General features: G+C 39.0%; 20 protein-coding genes. 17 read left to right on the top strand and 3 right to left on the bottom strand.

Translation table 11 applies throughout. From position 1 onward, the window contains the following. Window positions 1-467 precede the first annotated feature (467 nt). The 8 genes from D081_RS07830 (at window position 468) to D081_RS07795 (ending at window position 6,475) form a co-directional block, all read left to right on the top strand. Window positions 468-722 (top strand): UPF0175 family protein, encoded by a 255-nt coding sequence (locus D081_RS07830; RefSeq protein WP_085023633.1) that lies wholly within the window; start codon window positions 468-470, stop codon window positions 720-722. A 26-nt stretch (window positions 723-748) separates the two neighbouring features. Continuing rightward, window positions 749-1,030, top strand: a complete 282-nt coding sequence (locus D081_RS07825) for a hypothetical protein (RefSeq protein WP_085023632.1) — start codon at window positions 749-751, stop codon at window positions 1,028-1,030. A gap of 248 nt (window positions 1,031-1,278) precedes the next feature. Then, window positions 1,279-2,562, top strand: coding sequence for a hypothetical protein (locus D081_RS07820; protein WP_085023631.1), 1,284 nt, complete (start codon window positions 1,279-1,281; stop codon window positions 2,560-2,562). A gap of 324 nt (window positions 2,563-2,886) precedes the next feature. Further along, complete coding sequence (locus D081_RS07815; protein WP_085023630.1) at window positions 2,887-3,222, top strand: nucleotidyltransferase domain-containing protein; 336 nt, start codon at window positions 2,887-2,889, stop codon at window positions 3,220-3,222. Next, window positions 3,215-3,598 (top strand): HEPN domain-containing protein, encoded by a 384-nt coding sequence (locus tag D081_RS07810; RefSeq protein ID WP_085023629.1) that lies wholly within the window; start codon window positions 3,215-3,217, stop codon window positions 3,596-3,598. Before D081_RS07815 ends, D081_RS07810 begins: the two co-directional genes overlap by 8 nt. 982 nt (window positions 3,599-4,580) lie before the next feature. Further along, window positions 4,581-5,324, top strand: a complete 744-nt coding sequence (locus tag D081_RS07805) for a histidine phosphatase family protein (protein ID WP_085023628.1) — start codon at window positions 4,581-4,583, stop codon at window positions 5,322-5,324. Between the two features lie 56 nt (window positions 5,325-5,380). Then, on the top strand, window positions 5,381-6,013 hold the full coding sequence (locus D081_RS07800) for a hypothetical protein (protein WP_085023627.1): 633 nt from the start codon (window positions 5,381-5,383) through the stop codon (window positions 6,011-6,013). 15 nt (window positions 6,014-6,028) lie between these two features. Continuing rightward, window positions 6,029-6,475, top strand: coding sequence for a hypothetical protein (locus D081_RS07795; protein ID WP_085023626.1), 447 nt, complete (start codon window positions 6,029-6,031; stop codon window positions 6,473-6,475). Window positions 6,476-6,555: 80 nt separating this feature from the next. Here the strand turns inward: D081_RS07795 and D081_RS07790 are convergent, their stop codons facing one another. From D081_RS07790 to D081_RS07780, 3 genes are all read right to left on the bottom strand, one after another. After that, the gene (locus D081_RS07790; protein ID WP_085023625.1) at window positions 6,556-7,896 is read right to left on the bottom strand and encodes a hypothetical protein; all 1,341 of its coding nucleotides are present in this window, start codon (window positions 7,894-7,896) and stop codon (window positions 6,556-6,558) included. A 723-nt stretch (window positions 7,897-8,619) separates the two neighbouring features. Next, window positions 8,620-9,447, bottom strand: a complete 828-nt coding sequence (locus D081_RS07785) for an AraC family transcriptional regulator (protein WP_085023624.1) — start codon at window positions 9,445-9,447, stop codon at window positions 8,620-8,622. Next, entirely contained in the window at window positions 9,404-10,357 is a 954-nt protein-coding gene (locus D081_RS07780; RefSeq protein ID WP_085023623.1) for a DMT family transporter, read from the bottom strand. The genes D081_RS07785 and D081_RS07780 overlap by 44 nt, the downstream gene beginning before the upstream one ends. A gap of 349 nt (window positions 10,358-10,706) precedes the next feature. On the opposite strand from D081_RS07780, the gene D081_RS07775 reads away from it, so the two are divergent. The 9 genes from D081_RS07775 to D081_RS07725 all read left to right on the top strand — a co-directional run bounded on the left by D081_RS07775 (window position 10,707) and on the right by D081_RS07725 (window position 18,949). Continuing rightward, window positions 10,707-11,144, top strand: coding sequence for a YaiI/YqxD family protein (locus D081_RS07775; protein WP_085023622.1), 438 nt, complete (start codon window positions 10,707-10,709; stop codon window positions 11,142-11,144). A gap of 41 nt (window positions 11,145-11,185) precedes the next feature. After that, the gene (locus D081_RS07770) at window positions 11,186-12,055 is read left to right on the top strand and encodes a DMT family transporter (RefSeq protein ID WP_085023621.1); all 870 of its coding nucleotides are present in this window, start codon (window positions 11,186-11,188) and stop codon (window positions 12,053-12,055) included. Window positions 12,056-12,322: 267 nt separating this feature from the next. Further along, a complete protein-coding gene (locus tag D081_RS07765) occupies window positions 12,323-13,024 on the top strand; it encodes an EFR1 family ferrodoxin (RefSeq protein WP_255375009.1) in 702 nt (233 codons plus the stop codon). A gap of 445 nt (window positions 13,025-13,469) precedes the next feature. Next, window positions 13,470-13,895 carry a hypothetical protein gene (locus D081_RS07755; RefSeq protein ID WP_085023618.1) on the top strand — a complete coding sequence of 142 codons (426 nt, stop codon included), beginning with the start codon at window positions 13,470-13,472 and terminating at the stop codon, window positions 13,893-13,895. A gap of 63 nt (window positions 13,896-13,958) precedes the next feature. Beyond that, entirely contained in the window at window positions 13,959-14,393 is a 435-nt protein-coding gene (locus D081_RS07750; protein WP_085023617.1) for a GNAT family N-acetyltransferase, read from the top strand. Between the two features lie 454 nt (window positions 14,394-14,847). After that, a complete protein-coding gene (locus D081_RS07745; RefSeq protein WP_085023616.1) occupies window positions 14,848-15,918 on the top strand; it encodes a hypothetical protein in 1,071 nt (356 codons plus the stop codon). Between the two features lie 573 nt (window positions 15,919-16,491). Next, window positions 16,492-17,223: a hypothetical protein gene (locus D081_RS07735; protein WP_085023614.1), complete on the top strand. Its 732-nt coding sequence runs from the start codon at window positions 16,492-16,494 to the stop codon at window positions 17,221-17,223. A gap of 56 nt (window positions 17,224-17,279) precedes the next feature. After that, window positions 17,280-18,704 carry a sigma factor-like helix-turn-helix DNA-binding protein gene (locus tag D081_RS07730; RefSeq protein ID WP_085023613.1) on the top strand — a complete coding sequence of 475 codons (1,425 nt, stop codon included), beginning with the start codon at window positions 17,280-17,282 and terminating at the stop codon, window positions 18,702-18,704. Window positions 18,705-18,763: 59 nt separating this feature from the next. Further along, the gene (locus D081_RS07725) at window positions 18,764-18,949 is read left to right on the top strand and encodes a hypothetical protein (protein ID WP_085023612.1); all 186 of its coding nucleotides are present in this window, start codon (window positions 18,764-18,766) and stop codon (window positions 18,947-18,949) included. Window positions 18,950-19,205: the final 256 nt, after the last annotated feature.

The following is a 19,205-nucleotide window of genomic DNA, read 5'->3' as shown; positions in this document are numbered from 1 at the left end:
ATCTTGATAAAGTCGGAAAAACTTTGTAAGGTACTATGAATACCGATAACTGCACATTATCGGAAGGTATAAGAATACAGACCATGGAACCATTGATTTTACTGGTTCCACGGTCTGTTTTAGTTTTTGGATTATTATCCGAAAATAAGGTCGCTTGAATTGGATATGCAGTAAAGAGGGATATTATTAATCTTACATCTCGTAGGTCTTTTCTTACTGTTCTACTGATGGAGGGGGTAGTGGGCCCTGTGAGTCCATTACCTCTTGACACCAATATTATCAAGGCTTTAGAGGGTTCTCTTTGAGGGGTTCATAAGGTTTGCTTGTGGTTTCCGAAAGGGTCTATAAGGCTAATATTATAAATTGTTGGCAATCTGTAAGGTATTATGCTATATTTAGTATGAGAACAGAGGTTCACTATTTAGCTACTTATCCCTGTAAAAGGTGCTTTAAGGGAGATGATATTTATGTGTACATTGGCTATAAAAATACCTGATGAGGTATTATTGAATGTTCATAAAACTCAGGCTGAGGTTGCATTATACATGAAACGGCTCTATGCTGTGGATTTATACAAAAAGAAACAGGTTTCATTGGGGTATTGTGCTGCTTTGGCTGAAATGTCTAAGGAAGAATTTATACATTTTCTTGCGGAGTTTGAAGTATCCATATTTTCGTTTGATGACGATGAGGAATTTGAAAATGAATTCAAAAATGCGTAAGGTATGGTTTCGAGAGGGTGATTCTTATGATGCACCAGTTCATGGAATTAAATGATGGTACTCAGATAGTGCATTCAGATGCTCTTTTTGATGAGAATGGTAAAGAATATGTAAAAGTATATATGGAAAAACCAATCCACCTTGGTTTTAAATCTGCTTATTGCTATTTGCCGGCATATAAGTGGGATAAAGTTGATGGCTTCGATGATGAAGAAATGGCAAACTTAAAAGATATTGTTCAGTCAACTGCACATCTGATAATTCAGTTTGCCAGACAGGGAGGACTAGGAAAAGCATATTATTGTTGATAACTTTCACGATAAGTCAAAAGGGTGAATTATGATTCATCTCCACCATCAATTAAGGCGAAAACGCAAAATTCGCCTGTAATAAAGAAGGCCAGGACCATTTCTAGAGTGGTTCTGGTCTTTTTGTGTGTCAATAAGCTTTTTTCTTGGCTGTTGGTCTATTAGTAATTATTTAATTAAACTATCTGCCTAAAATATCGATATACTGTTAAGGAGTATCGTGTTCGTTTTTAAGAAGGTGAAGTATTATGATGGTACGGAATAATTCCATGGTTTCAATGCTGTGGGCTGGCAGTAATCTTTCCAAGTACGAGGGAACTTTGGCTGAGAAACTGCAGCAGGCCAGGGAAGACGAAATGAAGCAGATGAATAGGGCGGTAGACAGCTACCAAAATCTCCATGTAGATAATACCAAGAAGATTTTGGGCGGTGTTAAGACCGGGGAGCTGGACCCTAACAATATATGGAAGAATAACGAGCCATATATTGTCGAAATTAGTGATCAGGCCATGGCACTGTATCTGGAGAAAAAAACTATTCCTGGGGTTGACCCAACGGCAGAGCCTGCCACCTTGCCAAAAGTAACTTCAATAGACTCAGCCCATTACAGATGGACCGAGGAAACCGGTATTGTTGAGAAAATGACCATTGAGGAAGAAATTGTTCAGCGCAGGGAACACGCAGAGGAAACTGTCCAAAAGGAATTGAGCGGCAGTGTAAATAATCTTATTGGACAAATCCTGCAACCTTATGATACCTATGAGGAAGCCGAGCAGGCATTGTATCTGAATACTGGGGCCGGCACATGGACAAGCTATGATGAGGATTATAATGTTGTTTACCAGATGAACAAAAACGGGGAAGCCTTTTCTGGCCTCTTTGGTCAGCTGGCCAACACATTGAACAATTACTTGGATGTATTTGGGAAAGATAATGATTTTTTCAGCAAGCTAAGCAGTGCCCTGGATAAAATTGATGACGGCAATAATTCCCTTATCAAGCAAATACGTAGTATGGTGGAAACTGTCAGCAACGGTGAGCGTATAGATACGGAAAGCGCCGACTATCAGGAAAGTGTCCGTAAGGCTGTGGCCGACTATTGGGAAATTGAAACACCAACTAAGGGTGTCTACGTTAAAAAGAACGATAAGCATAAGGGACCGGAGCAGTCCAAAGGGCTTTCAAGTCAGGAGTTGGAGCTCATGTCATTGAAGGAAGATAAAAAACTCTTGGATAAGATGTTTGGCAATAAGGAGGAACAGAAGCCTGATACAACTGCCAGAAATCTTTTAAATAGAGCATGGGAAAACGAGTCCAACAGGCAGCAGGAAGAAGCTAAGCTGCAGAACCGGCGGCTGAACTCCGATGATGAACAAAATCCACCAACAGTTAAAAAAGTACAGAAGGAAATGGAAACTGAAACTGAAGGTATCGTTCATCTTGTAGACCCTGATGTGAAACTGGAACAGCAAACCCTGTCACAGAAATGGCATAGCATAGCCGTTGAGTTTGGCTGGGAACAGGAAATATAGAAATTAAGCCCTAGTCAGTAGGCAGATGATGTCAACTGAATAGGGCTTTTCCTGTATTGTTGGTTGGTTTGAATTTTGTGAGTCCTGTGAGTCTATCATCGTGCTATGTGGTAATATGAACATGAAGATAAATGAAAATGTTACCGCTTATCGATGGTGCGGTCTACAAGTTATTCGGTGAGAAAATTTGCCTCATCTCTCTCATGGAGATGGGGCTTTTCTGTTGTGGTCAAAATATTGCCTTGCTATAAAATCAGCAACCATAGTAAAATAAGGCAAAGAGAGGAAACTGTTACAGAAGAATGAGTGCTAGGTGGTGACAATATGACAGCTTTATCACTGGAGAACATTGTGGCTACTATCAAGGATGGTTACAGAAAAATTTATGGTGATGACATAATAGATATTTATCTTTATGGTTCATATTCACGGGGTGATTACGACTGTGAATCAGATATTGATTTTGTGGCTATAGTAAAGGGAGATAGACTGGATTTGCAGCGTAAACTTAAGAAAATGTGGGAACTATCTACTGAGTTAGGATTAGAAAACGATGTCATTATTTCGCCGACAGTTGTTCCATATAATGAGTTTATCAAATATAAGGGTACCCTACCGTATTATAAAAATATAATAAAGGAGGGGCAGAAGGTTGGATGAACTTGTAGACTACCGTTTGGACAGCGCCAAGGAGAAACTGGAGTCAGCCAAGATATTATTGGATAATGAACATTATAAAGATTCTATTGGGCGGTCTTATTATGCTATCTTTTCTGCGGTTAGGGCTGTGTTAGCCAAAGATGCTGTAGATTTTGCCAAGCATGCAGGGGTTATTTCCTATTTTCAAAGAGAATACATTAAGACAGGTATCTTTGATAAAAAATATTCGACGTACCTACAAGAGGCGTTTCAGATAAGGAATAACTGCGATTATAATGATTTCTATATTGTGGCTAAGGCTGATGCTGAAGAACAGTATGCTAGAGCTGTTGAGTATTATGATGCTGTAAAAATGTATTTAACGCAGGGTAAATAAAATAGTTTCATCGATGCAATCATTTCAGCCGGATTTTCATGAGTTTTGTGCAGATAACAGACAAGCAGTAGAAGAAAAAGTAAGTTAATATTCAGACTATATATGGTTAATATTTGGAGATGAGATGACTTTCCATTAAGTCTAAAGGGTGAATTATGCTTCATCTCCACCATCAATTAAGACGAAAATGAGATTTTCGTCTACACATAAAGAAGGCCTCAGCTGTTTCTAGAGCAGCTGGGGCCTTTTTGTATCTGAAAGTTACGGGATCTGCACAGGATGTTTTTGGTTAAGTGGGTTACGGGTGTAATAATTAAAATGTATCGATGTACTGTTGTATTGAACTCCGATATAGTCAAAAAGTCAAAAAATAACCATATAATCAGTGCCTGAGAGTCTTAATTATAGGCTACCGGGCATTTTATTATGTACTCCGTTGTTATAGCAATAGAATAAAAGCTAGATGGAATGTAATGATTACTCAGACCTGGAGCACGGTTGTAACCATAGCTTATTAATAGTGTTTTATTCCGATAAAAACTTTATCAAGTATAGCTTGATATAACGCGGTTAGTACGGGAATATAGACGCAAGGAGGTGCTTAACATGATTAAGGAAAAGTTATCAATAACATGTGTCCGCATACACCTCCTGACAGGATAATGTAGCAGGAGGTGTTTTTATTTATGACAATGTACACACATGTATTTAAGCAGGATATTTTCTTTAGATATAGAAGTAAGCATCAGTAGTTATACGCTTGGTCTGTTTTCTGTTGCATTATTGTACATTGCCCCGAAAGGAGAGATTTTTTAAAAATGTTTGTAATACATTTTCTCTATGTCCGTATATAAGGATATACATGAAATTTACGCTATAACGCCTTTAGGAAAATGCAGGATTTTTCTTCTCAATTATAGAAAATAACACCCGTAATTCTAATGCGGGGGTAACCGTGGTTTTACTGAGGAGGTAATACAAAATGGAAGTGCGACAGACAAAATTTATTTATTTTTTGACCTCATTATTTTTGTTGCTTTGTTTGTCCGTAACTATCCCCGTTCATGCAGCCAAGAACAAAAAAGAGGTAACCAGAATCGTATTGGTCCGTCATGGACAAACAGATTACAATATTTATGACCGATTTCAGGGAGCTTTGGATATTCCTCTGAATGCCACTGGACTTGACCAGGCGGATAAGCTGGCGGCCAGCATCAAGGATGTGCCCATTGACGTATTTATCAGCAGTCCTTTGGAACGGGCTTACGTTACCACGGAAAAATGTGCCCAGGCCAAGGGGATGACCATTAGTTACACAGACCCTCGCTTAAAGGAAATAGATTATGGCAAGTGGGCCGGAGAGTATAAAAAGGTAATATCAGAAAATGATCCAGCTGCTTACCGCAAATGGGATAAGCAGCCTTGGACCATGAAGCTGCCCGAGGGAGAAAGTCTTCAGGAGCTGCAGGAGCGTTATCGCGCTGCTGTCGATGATGCTGTAAGCCGTTATCCCGGCAAGACCATATTTATTGGAGCCCATTCCAAAGGAATTAAGGCCTTGATTTGCAGTGTGCTGGACATTGGTTTGGAGCATTATCCGCAAATCACCCAGAATAACACCTGTATAAATGTGCTGGAATACAAAAAAGGCAAGTGGAAATTGGTGTTGCTGAACTCAACCATCCACTTGGGAACACTTTATAAAGGGCAAAATAAAAAACATTAAGCAATAAGGCATTATAATCACCAACAAGATTATTAATGCTAGAGGAGGGCATCATTATGAGCAAGAAGGCTATTTTTGCAGTGGTGGTTGCATTATTTTTGGGAATTGGTGGCACGGTTGCATATTTCTATCTGCACTCGGTGTATGTGGCCAATACGGCCCCTGTAGTTCCGGCGGCTACACAGCAGCCAGCGGGTGCTGTACCAGCGGGTGCTGTACCACCGGCTGGCAATACAACCATTCCGGCGGCTACCCAGACTCAGGTGCCGGCAGCGGGGGGAGTACAGAATCAGCCTTCGGCGGCTGGAACCTTGACTGATGACCAGCTGGTATTGGGGCAGATTTCCTACGGTGCATCAATTGATGCAGTGCGTCAGCGTCATGGTGAACCCCATGAAATTGATAGGGACGACGGGATGACGAAATACGAATACAAAAATGTATTTGACTTGTACGTGATTAATGGCATAGTGCAGCGGATTAAGGTGGATGATTTAAACGGACTGGCCACGGCCAAGGGAATCCGTGTTGGCTCATCGGTTGACGATGTTATAGCAGCCTATGGTCAGCCTAATTCCGTGCTGGGTGATCACATGATATATAATTCTGTCAACAACCCTGCCGTGGGCCTTAATTTTGAGATTGAATTAAATCATGTAGAAAAAATAGAGTGTGGAATGTTGCACTAAAGGAGACGTTTTGATATGAAAAAGAAGATGATAGCACTGGTGGCAGGCCTTACCATGACAGCAAGTGCAGTGTGTTGTGCCATGATTTCACCAGAGGGAATGGCAATATCCGGAGTGGCTCCAGGCTCCTCTGTAAGTGATGCTACAGCCAAGCTGGGGAATCCGCAATTTGCCGGGGACAAGATTTATTTTTCCAATGGTATTGTTATTGAACGTTCCGACTACAATCCGAATTTGGTAGAGGAAATTGAAACCTATACCGCTGGAAATGCCACTCCTGGCGGTCTGCAGGTGGGTATGCCTGAAGCATCCATTACTGCCACCTATGGAGCTCCTGACAAGCTTGACCGGGATTATGACGATACTGAATATACCTATTACAGTACCGACTACTTTAAAAAATTGGAATTTAAGGTAGTTGGTGGTAATATTGTAAAGATAAAGTGCAAGCTCCGTGATTAAACCGTATGAAGTACAGACCATAAAAATATCCCCCAAGGGTTTCAGATGCCCTTGGGGGATAGCTGTTTTTAGTTCTACCTTTAGAAGAAGTACTTTAACTCACATAGGAAACCACGGGCGTTTTCAAGAAGCTCGCCAGGGCCAGTCTCGTCTGGCATTTCCTGGCCGTGGAAGTAACGGACACTGCCTAAGAGATTAGGGGTAAAGACATAATCTCCGCCGATTTCCATTCCCCTCATGCCGTGACCAATAATGTCATAGGTAGGAGCAATAACTGCGTAGTGTCCAAGCTGTCTATAAGCTATGAATAATCCAAAGGAGCCTGGCTGGGAAAGCTTGGCACCCTTATAATCCAGTTCAATATTATAGGCACGTTTGGAATCATGGTTTACTTGATCAGGAGCCTCTCCTGGCTCATGCTCTGAATTTGGGCTATTGGTCCAGGCAACAGCACCGTGGATACGGAAATTTTTGTCAAATCTATATCCAAATGCAGCCTCATAAATATTTATGGCAGTGGCACCACATTCCTCGTAAAGCTTGTTCTTATCGCTCCAATGGTGGTAGGCAACTCCCCAAGTAAAGCGGTCATGGCGGTTGTTGTAGATTTCCAGTCCATAGTATTTGCCATATTTTACAGTGGAATCGTTGGCATATACCTTGGCCAAGTCGTTTACTGCATCAAAGCGGTTTGTTTTGCCGGCAGTAAGGGTAACATTAACATCGTTGGATACTGTCACCTGTCCACCATAAAGATGGTAATCATACATCATGCCTTCATCAATTTTTGAGAAATATGGTATCATACCGCCCATTAATTGGACGTTATTGTCGTCATACTGTAGGTAGGCGTGCTGTATGCCAGTGCTTGGGATTACCCTTTGTCCATCCGTAAGATAATTGCCAGGGGAGACAAAGTTCCCTGTATCGAAGTTAAAATTGGCTTCTGCCCTAAGATTTACAGACCAATTTTTGTCAAATAAAACATAAGGATTGAGCTGGAGAGTAGCATAATGGGCATCATTTCTGATGCTGTTGCCCTTGTCTGCCTGCCACTGGTCCTGGGTGCGTATCTGGAATTTATTGTTAAAGAGCACCTTGTCTGTGTTCTTTTTGTTTATTCCCATCTGATGTAGCTCATCGGCAAATTCCACAACAAGGCGGTCAGCCAATGGTTTGCTTGGCCCCTGGACATTTTTGTCGGCAAATTTAGCCACTATTTGGGCCATGTCCTGACGGGAAACCTTGCCTTTACCAAAATTTTCATCCAAATCCTCAATGAAGCCGTCCTGGGCTAGTTGCTCAATTGCATCCACAGCCCAATGATGATTGGACATTTCAGCAGAAGAAGCTGCAAGAGCATTTCCGCAAAGCAGTGGCAATGCCAGAGCTGAAAAAGTTGCTATAATCCCTTTTTTCATAAAAATCTCCCTCGAATATAAAATGATACCTGGAAAGAAACCCAAACTGTTGTTAAATATAACAAATATTCTAGCTAATTAATTATAACTTGCTGAATGGAGTTAATCAATAGTTGCGGATAACAATTATTCACCCCAATAGTCCCAAGGGGATAAGTTAGTGGGCAAAAGAAATAGCGGCTAAAAAAACATAGCTGGTGAAGTAGATGCATATGAATATGAATGAAATGATAATAAAAGGTTTAAGGACATTATTGTAGAATTGTATAAAACCCCATCACGGATAAATTGATACAATATAACGAAATAAATAGTGCCTGATTTCCTTGTAGTCTGGGATATCAGGCGCTTTGAGTATTAGTGAGGGAATATCCTCGAAACTAGTTTGTAGAGGTATGGAAAAGTAGAATAAAAAGGTGCATACCACTGTAACGATAGTTGAATATTGTAATGGGTTCATTGTTAAATCGGTTTGGTTGGTAATCGTTATAATTGTATCAAGAAGGTCTGTTAGGAGATACAATAATATCTACCCTGATACCAATAAAAGCCCCTCAGAGTCCATATAATGGCTCAGAGGGGCTTTCTTTATTTGGGTACTATCATTTTCCAGAGCCGGGGCTTTTAAAATAAGCAGGATAATACAATTTTTATATCGAATTAACCTAATGGAATATAACTAAATGACAATTTCATGGCAGTAAATCCTTTCACAAGCTGATTTTATCTGTTACTGGCAAAATTTCCCGGCGTTACTCCTGTAATCTGCTTGAATTGGCGAGAAAAATGGCTTTGGTCTGTGTAGCCCAGGTCAGCAGCAACATTTACTGGTGAATCGCCAGATAACAGAAGCTCTTTGGCAATTTTTATGCGTAGCAGCTGCTGATAAAGGTGGGGTGGAAGCCCTGTGGCTTTTTTGAAGGAACGGAGAAGGTAATAAGGACTTAAATTTGTCAGCTGGGATAAGGCGGATAGTGAGATTGGTTTCTGAAAATGTTCTTGGATAAAATCAAGACAAATTTTTATGGCCTGATGTTCCTTTCCACCACGGTACATTTTTATTGGTTCAGCACTGTAGCGTTCCACAAAGGCTGTAAGCCATTCTATAAGAGATGATTCCTGTTCCAGTGCTGCTTCGCCATTAAAAGTTAATTGTTGATAGAGATGAAGCAGATTCTTGGATAACAAGGAATCTTGAACCACACCGGCCGTAAACCATGGTAATGTATCCTTTCCCGTCCTGTCAGCATAAACTTTGTAAAGAATTTCCGGGGGAAGGTATAGCATTTTATAGGACCAGCCTTTGTGGTCCTTACCATGACCATCATGGGCTTCGCCGGGCACTACAAGATTTATATCTCCCGGCTGTGCTTCCCAGCTTTTGCCTAAATAAGAAAAATCCAGCTCTCCTTGAGTAATTACACCAAAAGCATATCCATCATGGGTATGCTTGGAAAAATGCTGACTGTGATAATCCGCATCCAGCAAATCAATGCCACCCAAGAGATTAAGATGGCTGTATTTGATTGTTTCTTTTCTTGAATTTCCCATAATCAGCCACCCTTTTCCAAGATGTGGAAATAATTATAGAGCTTATAGCCAGGAATAAGGCCAGTCCCTGGTACAGGTTTATGGATTCATTCATTAATAATAGGGAGAAAAAAGAGGCAGAAATTGGCATCAGTGCGGTGTAAATACCGGCATTGGCCCCTGAGGTCCTTTTTAGCCCGTTAAACCAGCAGAAATAGGCGAGATTGGTATATATCCAGCCTAGGTATAACATAGCAAGTAGATCGGTATATGTCAATGAATGAAAGGGAAAATGGATTGATTCAGCTATAGCTGGGGGCAGGCAAATAATGACACCTAGGAGCGATAATATGGCAGTCTGGTTTATCCCGGAAATATTGGTTTTTAATTTTTTCCCAAGCAAGAGAAAGCAGCTTTCTCCCATTACCGCTCCCAACACCATCAAATTGCCAATAGTTTGGTCAAAATTTGAATTTGCAATATCAATAAAAGAATCGTAACTAAGGCACATAATACTCGATAGGCTCATGCAGAGTGCAATAATCTGCACTTTACCGTATTTTTCATTTAGAAGTAAAATGGCTATAATTGCCATGAAAAAAGGCGTAGTGCTGGTAAGAGTGCCTGCATTTATTCCTGATGTGTAACGCAGCCCCCACAGGAGTAAGATTGTAAATACCACCTGTCCGCAAAAAGACATTGCAGATAAAATAAGCAGGTCGTGGCGGGGGATAAAGAGAAGTTTTTTATTGTATATCCCAAAGGGGGTGAAAAGTAGCGTGGATAGCAAAAAGCGAATTTCCGATGCCAAAAATAAGGGGATTTCCTGGGTAAGAACCTTTCCACAGATGACTGAGCTTCCCACAATGATCATTGCCGCGGAAAGATTAAAAGCTGGTGATTGAAGTACGGATTTTAAATTGTTGTTCATAATAAAACCTCCTGCTCATAGTGTAGTTATATGAACAGGAGGAGTATTGTAAAATATTGCCCTATTTTAATAACAAGACCACATTGTATCATTCTTTTTTGGCCCTGATGGAATAAGGGCTGATAAGGCCGGATACATGACCTGATTTAGGAAAAACTTTGTAGGTCACTATGAATACCGATAATGACATCTTATCGGAAGGAATAAAAATACAGACCGTGGAACCACTGATTTTACTGGTTCCACGGTCTGTTTAAAATTTGACATTTTTATCCGAAAATCAGGTCGTGTGAATTGGTTATGCAGTAATTATGATATAATATGAGCCAAAGGCAAAGGAACGGATAAAATGAAAATATTTGTTGATGCGGATGCCTGCCCGGTCGTGAGGCAGACAGAGGAAATAGCAAAGAAATATGGTGTTCCGGTTACGCTCTTGTGTGACACCAATCATATCTTGAACTCCGCTTATAGTGAGGTCAAGGTAATTGGAGCCGGGGCGGATGCGGTAGATATTGCTCTTGTCAATCTGTGCCATGCAGGCGATATTGTAGTCACCCAGGATTACGGTGTGGCAGCTATGGCATTGGGTAAGAAGGCTCATGCCATACACCAGAATGGATGGCTTTATACCAATGAGAACATAGATAGACTGCTGATGGAAAGGCACATGGCAAAGAAGGCCCGGAGGTCATCTGGGAAACATCATCTTAAAGGTCCAGCCAAACGAACTGAGGCGGATGATTTGAAGTATAAGGATGCGTTGGAAAAGTTACTTGATAGGTAATGAGGTGTTCCCGCGATATACCAGAATAAGGAGAGTAAGCAATGACTCCGATGAAGGCGGTATTGTGTATTTTACTTCAAAGCCTGATTTACGGCTTTGGTGACCCTATATCAAAATATGCATTTGAGATTGTTCCAGTTTATTCAGCTCTTGTGATACGTTACGGCATAGCTATTACTGTACTATTTTTGTTTGCTGGTAAAAGGATAATAAATGAATTAAAAAATAGCAAAATTAGGCCACTGCTTTTACCAAGCATATCTATTGCTATAGCCTATGTTGTGGGTAATGTAGCCATAAGTTTGACGGAGGCTACAACAGTAGCTTTTTTGCGTTCACTGGCCATAATTTTTACTCCAGTATTGGCATTTGTCTGTTTTAGGATTTCATGTAGTTGGAAACAGATACCTATTTTGCTTTTGATGCTTATGGGCTTGTATTTCTTGTGTGGCGTAGCAGACAATGGTTTTTCTGGCATAGGAGTCGGGGACATATTGGCCCTTATATCAGCACTTACCTTGGCCGGTTCGCTGGTGTTTGGACAAAATGCTCTTGAAAGTACAACACCACTGGGACTCACTACAGTACAAACTGTTGCTACGGGGATAGTAACTATTGTGGCAACTTTCGCTATTGACGGGAAGGTGGATTTTAGCACGGTTGATGGCTTGTCGTTTGCCATTCTTGCTTATATCGGCATTGCTTGCACGATAGGTGGTTATTTGCTGCAAAATGCTGCATTAGGTACGATTTCAGCAAAAACAATTGCTCTTCTACAATGTTCCTGTCCTGTTATGACCGCAGGATTCGCCTTCTTATTGTTGAATGAGCAACTGTCACTTAATGGCATGATAGGCTGTGTTATTATTCTGGTTTGTTTGATTTTACAGAATTATGTAAAGGAAGATTGACATTATATGTGGGTAGAGAAGAGGTGAGGCAATGCCTGATATTGGAAAAATGCTCATATATTTGGGGATAGTACTTGTTGTAGTAGGTTGCGTTATTCACTTTGGTGGGAAATTCATCCCTTATACGATGAAAAAGGCTGGGAAATGGGCTTGTTTTATCTGGAAAATGGCCATGTTGAAATTCGTGGCATATTAGACTTAAAGGAAGAGTTTGATATCTGATGGATGCGTTGAGGCAAAAGATTATGGCCTCGGTGGTGAATTAGAATGATCATATATTACTACTCGTCCACGGGGAATTCTCTCTATGTGGCTAGATTTCTTCAGGAGAGACTGCCGGATGTGGAGCTTCGTTCCATACCGGAGGAATTGAACAGTGGCATATTTGAAGTACAGGCTGACAAGGTAGGTTTTGTGTTTCCTATGCATTACTTATCCTTGCCTTTGCAGGTGGAGGAATTCTTGGAGAAAGTTTCCTTCAAGGAATCACCGTATCTGTTTGCCATCGCTACATGTGGTGTGCCCTATTGGGGCAGACCATTTTTGGATATGAACGCCATTCTGGCAAAGAAAAGGCGGCAACTGCATGGTGCCTGGTTCCTTCGCCTGGTATCAAACTATCTGCCTTATAGGGATACGGCAGCCGAGTGGCGTATCAGTATTAGGGCTTGGCTGGCAGAACGGAAACTTAAAGGTATAGCGAAGGCTATTGCTCAAAATGGCCATCACGACACATGGCAGGTTTTAAGAGATATGTGCCAGCGTATTTGCCCTAAAGGAAATATAGTACGCCCGGATGGACATCCGGTGTGGCAGCATAACTGCGTGGAGTGTCTTGGATGTCTGCATATTTGCCCGGTTGAGGCAATAGATTATGCTGGAGTGACCAAAGGACGTAGACGTTATCGGCATAAGGATATTCAGCCAAAAGAGTTGTTGCATGATTTTAAGGGTGAAATTGACCCTTGACGATGTCAGAGGGGCAATATTAGTACCCATAAAGACATCTTATCAGAAGGTATAAAAAACAGACCGTGGAACCATTGATTTTACTGGTTCCACGGTCTGTTTTAGTTTTTGGATTTTTATCCGAAAATCAGTCGTGTGAATTGGATATAAAGTAAAGTGGAATATTGTACGTTTCATTTGAATGCCGGAAAAGAATAAATGATTTTTATGATTGACATATTAATTCTACTCATCATTGCTTTCAGCCGCAATACGAACAAAAATCTTCTTGAATTTACTGATGGTATGTTATACAATGATGATCAAATTTATATTGAGCTTGTCAATCTCCCCGGGGATTGTGTGAGGAAGCGTTATTATCCGTTCTGTAGGGTTGTTGCTATAGCAACAGTGGAATGGATAATAACGCTTTATGTTTTTTTAGGTTAAAGAAGGAGCTGGTTAAATGAGTGGGTTAGCTTTTTGGGGGCCATTTGCCCTTACGGTTTTGTCAAATGTACTTTATCACAATATAGCCAAATGGACACCGATTTCATTAAGTCCCATGTTGGGGCTTGGTGTCACATATTTTGTAAGTTTTATACTATGCGTGATAGGGTATTATTATACTGGCGGTGGAATTAAACATGATATTCAGGATCTGAATTGGGTGAGTGTTGCCTGGGGCTTTGTATTGGTTGGAATTGAAGTAGGTTATTTGTTGCTTTATAGGGCTGGATGGGAAATCAGCATCGCTCCTCTTATGGTGAATGTTACAGGAGCATTAATTCTTATCGCCATCGGTGTTGGCTTATATAACGAAAGTTTAACAATAAAACAAGGGATTGGAATAATGTTCTGCTTGATTGGTTTTTTCCTTGTCCGCGTGTAATCCTGTACCAACAGTGTGGAGAATATCCTGCTGAAAATAGATAAGATAAAGGAGTAGTTGGCTATGGTTTTGAAATATAAGAGATTTTCCGAATTGGCAAACATTGAGCTGTATAAAATTCTAAAATTAAGAGTTGATGTTTTTGTAGTTGAACAAAAGTGTCCATATAAAGAAATTGATGATTTGGACCAGGATGCCATACATGTTTGGTATGAGGAAGATGGTCAAATTCAAGCATATTTACGTGTTATGGATAGGGGAGTAGAAAACGAACATGTATCCATAGGAAGAGTCATTGCTGTAAAACGGCGTTGCGGTATTGGTAGCAGAATTCTAACCGACGGTATAGAGATTGCTGAGAAGGTATTTGCTGCTGATAAAATATACCTTGAAGCACAGGTTTATGCCAAAGGCCTGTATGAGAAAAATGGCTTTAAGCAGGTGTCTGAACCATATGATATAGATGGTATACCACATATAAAGATGATTAGATCATAATTTTATTCCTTATGTATGGGGATACGAAAGCAACAAAAATATTAGGTTGCAGAGAGCTGTAATGACATAGTCTGGATTCTTTATTTTTGAGGAGATTTTGGAAAAATTGGGGGATACCACCAAGCGTCATATTAGTACCTATAAATTCGCCTTATCGGAAGGTATAAAAATACAGACCGTGGAACCATTGTTTTTTCTGGTTTCACGGTCTGTTTTAATTTTGACATTTTTATCTGAAAATCAGTCGTGTGAATTGAATATGCAGTAATGTGGAAGATTATTAATAAATTGCTACATTTCCATCATTATATGCAGCTTGCACACCTTACAGCACCTCTGTAAATACACATTTTAATACACAACTTTGCTACACAAAATACACTGACATTTGATATTAAAATTGCTACTATAATACCAACAACCGGTTGAAAATAATTAAAGGGAGGAACTCATTATGTGGTCGCCAATAGCATTTAAACTTTACTTAAAACAGATCAAGGATAGGAAGGAGTTTATTGGCCAACCTGTTAATTTCTACACCGAAATATTCAAAATAATAGCTGATGAACTTTATTTATCAGAAGAAACTGTTAAAAGCTGGACAAGAGACAATAATAATGGTCCTGGCGATAATGATACAAAGGCAAGGTTGACATCCCTGTTAGGCGTCGACTTAAATCATTTTGAGAAGAACGAAGGGAATATTATGAACACTACCGTTAATTCTAATAATTATAATAATGCTGTAGATCTGAAAATTGCTGACTGTATAAAAGAGGTATATGCATTTACAGGAGTTTTGCTTGCTAATGATAAGCAACAGGGAATACCAAAGGTGTTAAGTAACGGATATACAGATATAATAGATGACTACTGTAAAAGGTTGGTAGATTTGTCCAATTTACTGCCAGATGATTTATCTGCTGAAGTGCAGTGCTATGTAAGTGAAGATGAGTTAAGCAGATTAAAGGATATTAATTCAGCATGGAACAATCCGGAGAATGTTTTTGAGTCTATTTATGAAACTTTAGGAGGCGATATTGGAGAAGGGTATGATTATGATGAAATTTCTTCGCTTGTCATGGACCCTTTGGGAAATAGTCGTCCTGATGTCGAGTTTGATGGAAATAGAGTATTATCGTTGATAGAAAAAAATAAAATATTTTACCCATTTTTACGTGATATGTTATATAATCCGAAAATTGATGAGCTGGATTATCAACAGTTTAATGATTGTGAAGATGAAGAAATTGAGAATATGGGAAGCCTTATAACAGATGTAAAATTGTTTAAAGACTATTCAACATTTATCGCTGCTAATTTGATTATTGGTTATGTAGTAAAAACTGTTTCTATTATAGAAAAAATGAGGAAGCAGCTTCTGGCAGAAAGACAAGAAGTTTCTAAGGAAACCATTAATGCAAGAATGGCAACTCTAATTGGTGAAAGTGGTATAGTGAAATACTCATTGGAATGGGGTCCTAATTCTCCGTTGGCTGAATTTTTGAAAAAAGGTAATAATTGATTTTAAAATACAGTTCTATATCCATCCCCCCGGCACTTATGGCCGGGGGAAGATATAAAAGGTGAATAGCCTTCTTTATTGAAGATTTTTATACTTACAGTACATATGATGGATGCCGTGGAAAAAATACCGAGAAATTGTCAAGACAGTGATAAAATCATAATGGAGGTACCTGTCATGGTAGGACTATTTATTTTCTCAGCGTTCGCTTTTATAATTATAAATTTTATGTTTGGCCCCGAAGTAGCTCTTACTTCAAGTGTAATAGTGTATGCTATATTTACATTCGCTTCTTTTCTCGCGTTAATAAATGGAGATACTAAAACATTTATGGCATGGGTAGGATTAACCGTGACATACGGAAGTATAATTTATTTTGCTTGGAGAAAAATACAGCGTGAAACTTAATTCTGAAAAACTAGAGATTGCACATGGTCTATGTATCAAGTAATGGTGAACGGTACAACCTTATAGAAATAAGGGCATTTTATCCAATAATATCAGCCATGATAGCCCCACCATGAATATACAATAGTACGAGATGATTATGAAAAGTGGTGCGAGTATTAGGGTATGAAAACTATAAAAACAATATCTTTTGTGATCTGTTTGGTGCTGCTTCTATTATTCGTAGGTGGTTGCGAAACCAAGTCCGATATAGAAGCAAGGCAACAGCAGGAACGAGAATACTTCATAAAAAGTGCCGAGGAGAGTTATCAGGAAGGAATGGCGATATTTCAGGAGATGGATTTTTCAAATCCTGACAAGGAGAAGTCCAAGAAAGCGTCTTTATGTTTTTTTGTTGGTACAGCTGACCACAGACACTTTAGTGAACGGGAGGACTGTGCCAGCGAAGTAAAAAGTAAATGTCCAAATGCTGAGGAATTGTATTATACTGCCAATTGTCTGGAAATCATTAGTGAATGGGGAACTATAGAAAAAGGGCTTACAATAAAGAACAGCATGCTGAGGTATTATGCTGAGTTAATCCCGGAAAAATATGATGGAGATTTAAAAGAAAAGGTTTTGCTGATTCGCAATCAAATTATTGATATCGATGAAAATGTTGTAAAACCTAAAGCAGCCGCACTAAAAGAACGGCATAAGCAACTTCAGGCAGAATATGACAGGACATATTCTGAGCGGGTGGCAAAACAGGGTGACGATGATCCTTATTATGACGAAGAATTTTATACAGCCGGCAATTACAGCGAAGATTATGACGATGACAGCTATCGTTCAGAAAAACGTGAGGACAGGGAACATCATCGCCAATCTGGAGGCGGAACCAGACGGTGGAGATAAAATGCCATTAAAAGGGAGAATATGGAATATAAAAAATACATTGAGGACGAGTTAAAATGGAATCTGTCAGCTATAAAGATTATGCTAGTTTCATAAATGAATATCGTTCGACCCAGGAAGCTGAAAATATATACGGCTACCTAGATGATTATTGTTATTACAAAATAAAATCTGCAAGGATTGACGATGATAAAATATCTTATAAAGAAATTCAGCGGATCACTAAGTTAAGTGATTTACCAGATACTCGTTGGATAAGCTACATGATATGTGAATTCTGCAAAGATAACGATATTGAAGTGCTTATAGATTATGCATTGTTGGGGTTCCACGATTTATACATAGAAAAGAACTTTTATAAACAGGTTTTTATGAATAATGTATGGAATGATGTACATTACGGAACCGTTCATATTGAGACAGTGGATAGTATATACAGAAGATTAATTGGGATTTATCCTAGAATGGGTGTAGAAGAACTATACCTTGATTATTTAGAAAAATTACAATTTAAAATAGTAGGGTATAACTCATCTTTAAAATCGTTATATTCATATAAGGAACTTTTTAGGTTATATAGAAACGGTGATACGGATGCATTATCTGCTATATGCGAAAAAATATCAGATGTAGTAAAAAGAGCTGTTTCTTGTTACTACGAGTATTTTAATAACAGAGCATTGGCAGGCGAAAATGATTTATATCAATCTATAATGCTAGAAATAATAGAATTGATCACAAACTATGAAGAGAAAAGTGCGGAGTTAGCATTTTGGTCACTTTATAGTGATTACACATATCAGTTTACCAAGTATAAAAAAGAGTTTGATTTTGATGTATTAGTAACCGGCAAGGTATATCGGGGTGATGGTGAAATACCACACATAAATCATATGCTTGCAAATACAATAAAGAAGAAAATTGGAGAATCACTGTGGTCTACAAATATTGGTTTAGTAAAGAATGACAGAACCCAACAATATCTTAGGTCAGTATATAAGTATATGTATAACGTATTACCTGAAATTGAATTGATAAAGGGATGTTTAACAAAGTCTCAAGAAATTGAAGAATTTGTTAAATGGTATGATGATTGTAAGATATCAACGGCTGAACAATATTTTTCTGAGTATTATTTTCTAACTCATATTGAGTCACTAGAGTATTTTATGGAAAAAAATGATATTGGTGTGTACGAAATAGTATCATTAAGTGGCGATGATAGTAAAAAAATAGAATTAATCGAAGATGAAGCGGTATTTAAAATTTATAAAGATACACTTATGAAGGCTATTGATACGTTAAACGAAAGACAAAAAAGAGTATTGGCACTTAAATTTGGCTTGGAGGATTATAGAGAACGTACTTTAGAGGAAGTTGGGCAATCTTTCGGTGTGGGCAGAGGACGTATAGGACAAATACTGAAAAAAGCAATTCACGACATAAAACATTCAAGAAATTTTTATCTCATCGATTACTGATTTAAACGGTTATCCATTGCAATTTTTCTGGGTAAGGTGGTATCAGTTAGGAGGGCATTATGTATTGTGTAAAATATGAATATGGCGAGGCTGGTAGGTTTTTCCTCACGCTGGATGAAATTGAGAAAGAAATCTGCTATTCCGTTTACATTGAGGACTTTACCGAGTTTATTTCAAAGCCAGTATTTAAGCGGATTTATGGCACTTGCACACGGTGTTTATGGTTAAGTGGGTTACGGGTGTAATGATTAAATTGTATCGATGATAAATTCTAGCAAACCCCATCACGGATAAATTGATACAATATAACGAAATAAATAGTGCCTGATATCCCTGTAGTCTGGGATATCAGGCACTTTGAGTTTTCATAAGGGAAGATTATCGAAACTAGATTGTAGGGGTATGGAAAAGAAGAATAAAAAGGTGCATACCACTGTAACGATAGTTGAATATTGTAATGGGTTCATTGTTAAATCGGTTTGGTTGGTAATCGTTATAATT

The sequence above is a fragment of the Anaerovibrio sp. JC8 genome (genome assembly GCF_002100115.1).
In the GTDB taxonomy this organism is placed as follows: Bacteria; Bacillota; Negativicutes; order Selenomonadales; family Selenomonadaceae; genus Anaerovibrio.
The sequence above is the reverse complement of the archived record's forward strand: the minus strand, read 5'-3'. Positions and strand labels throughout refer to the sequence as shown.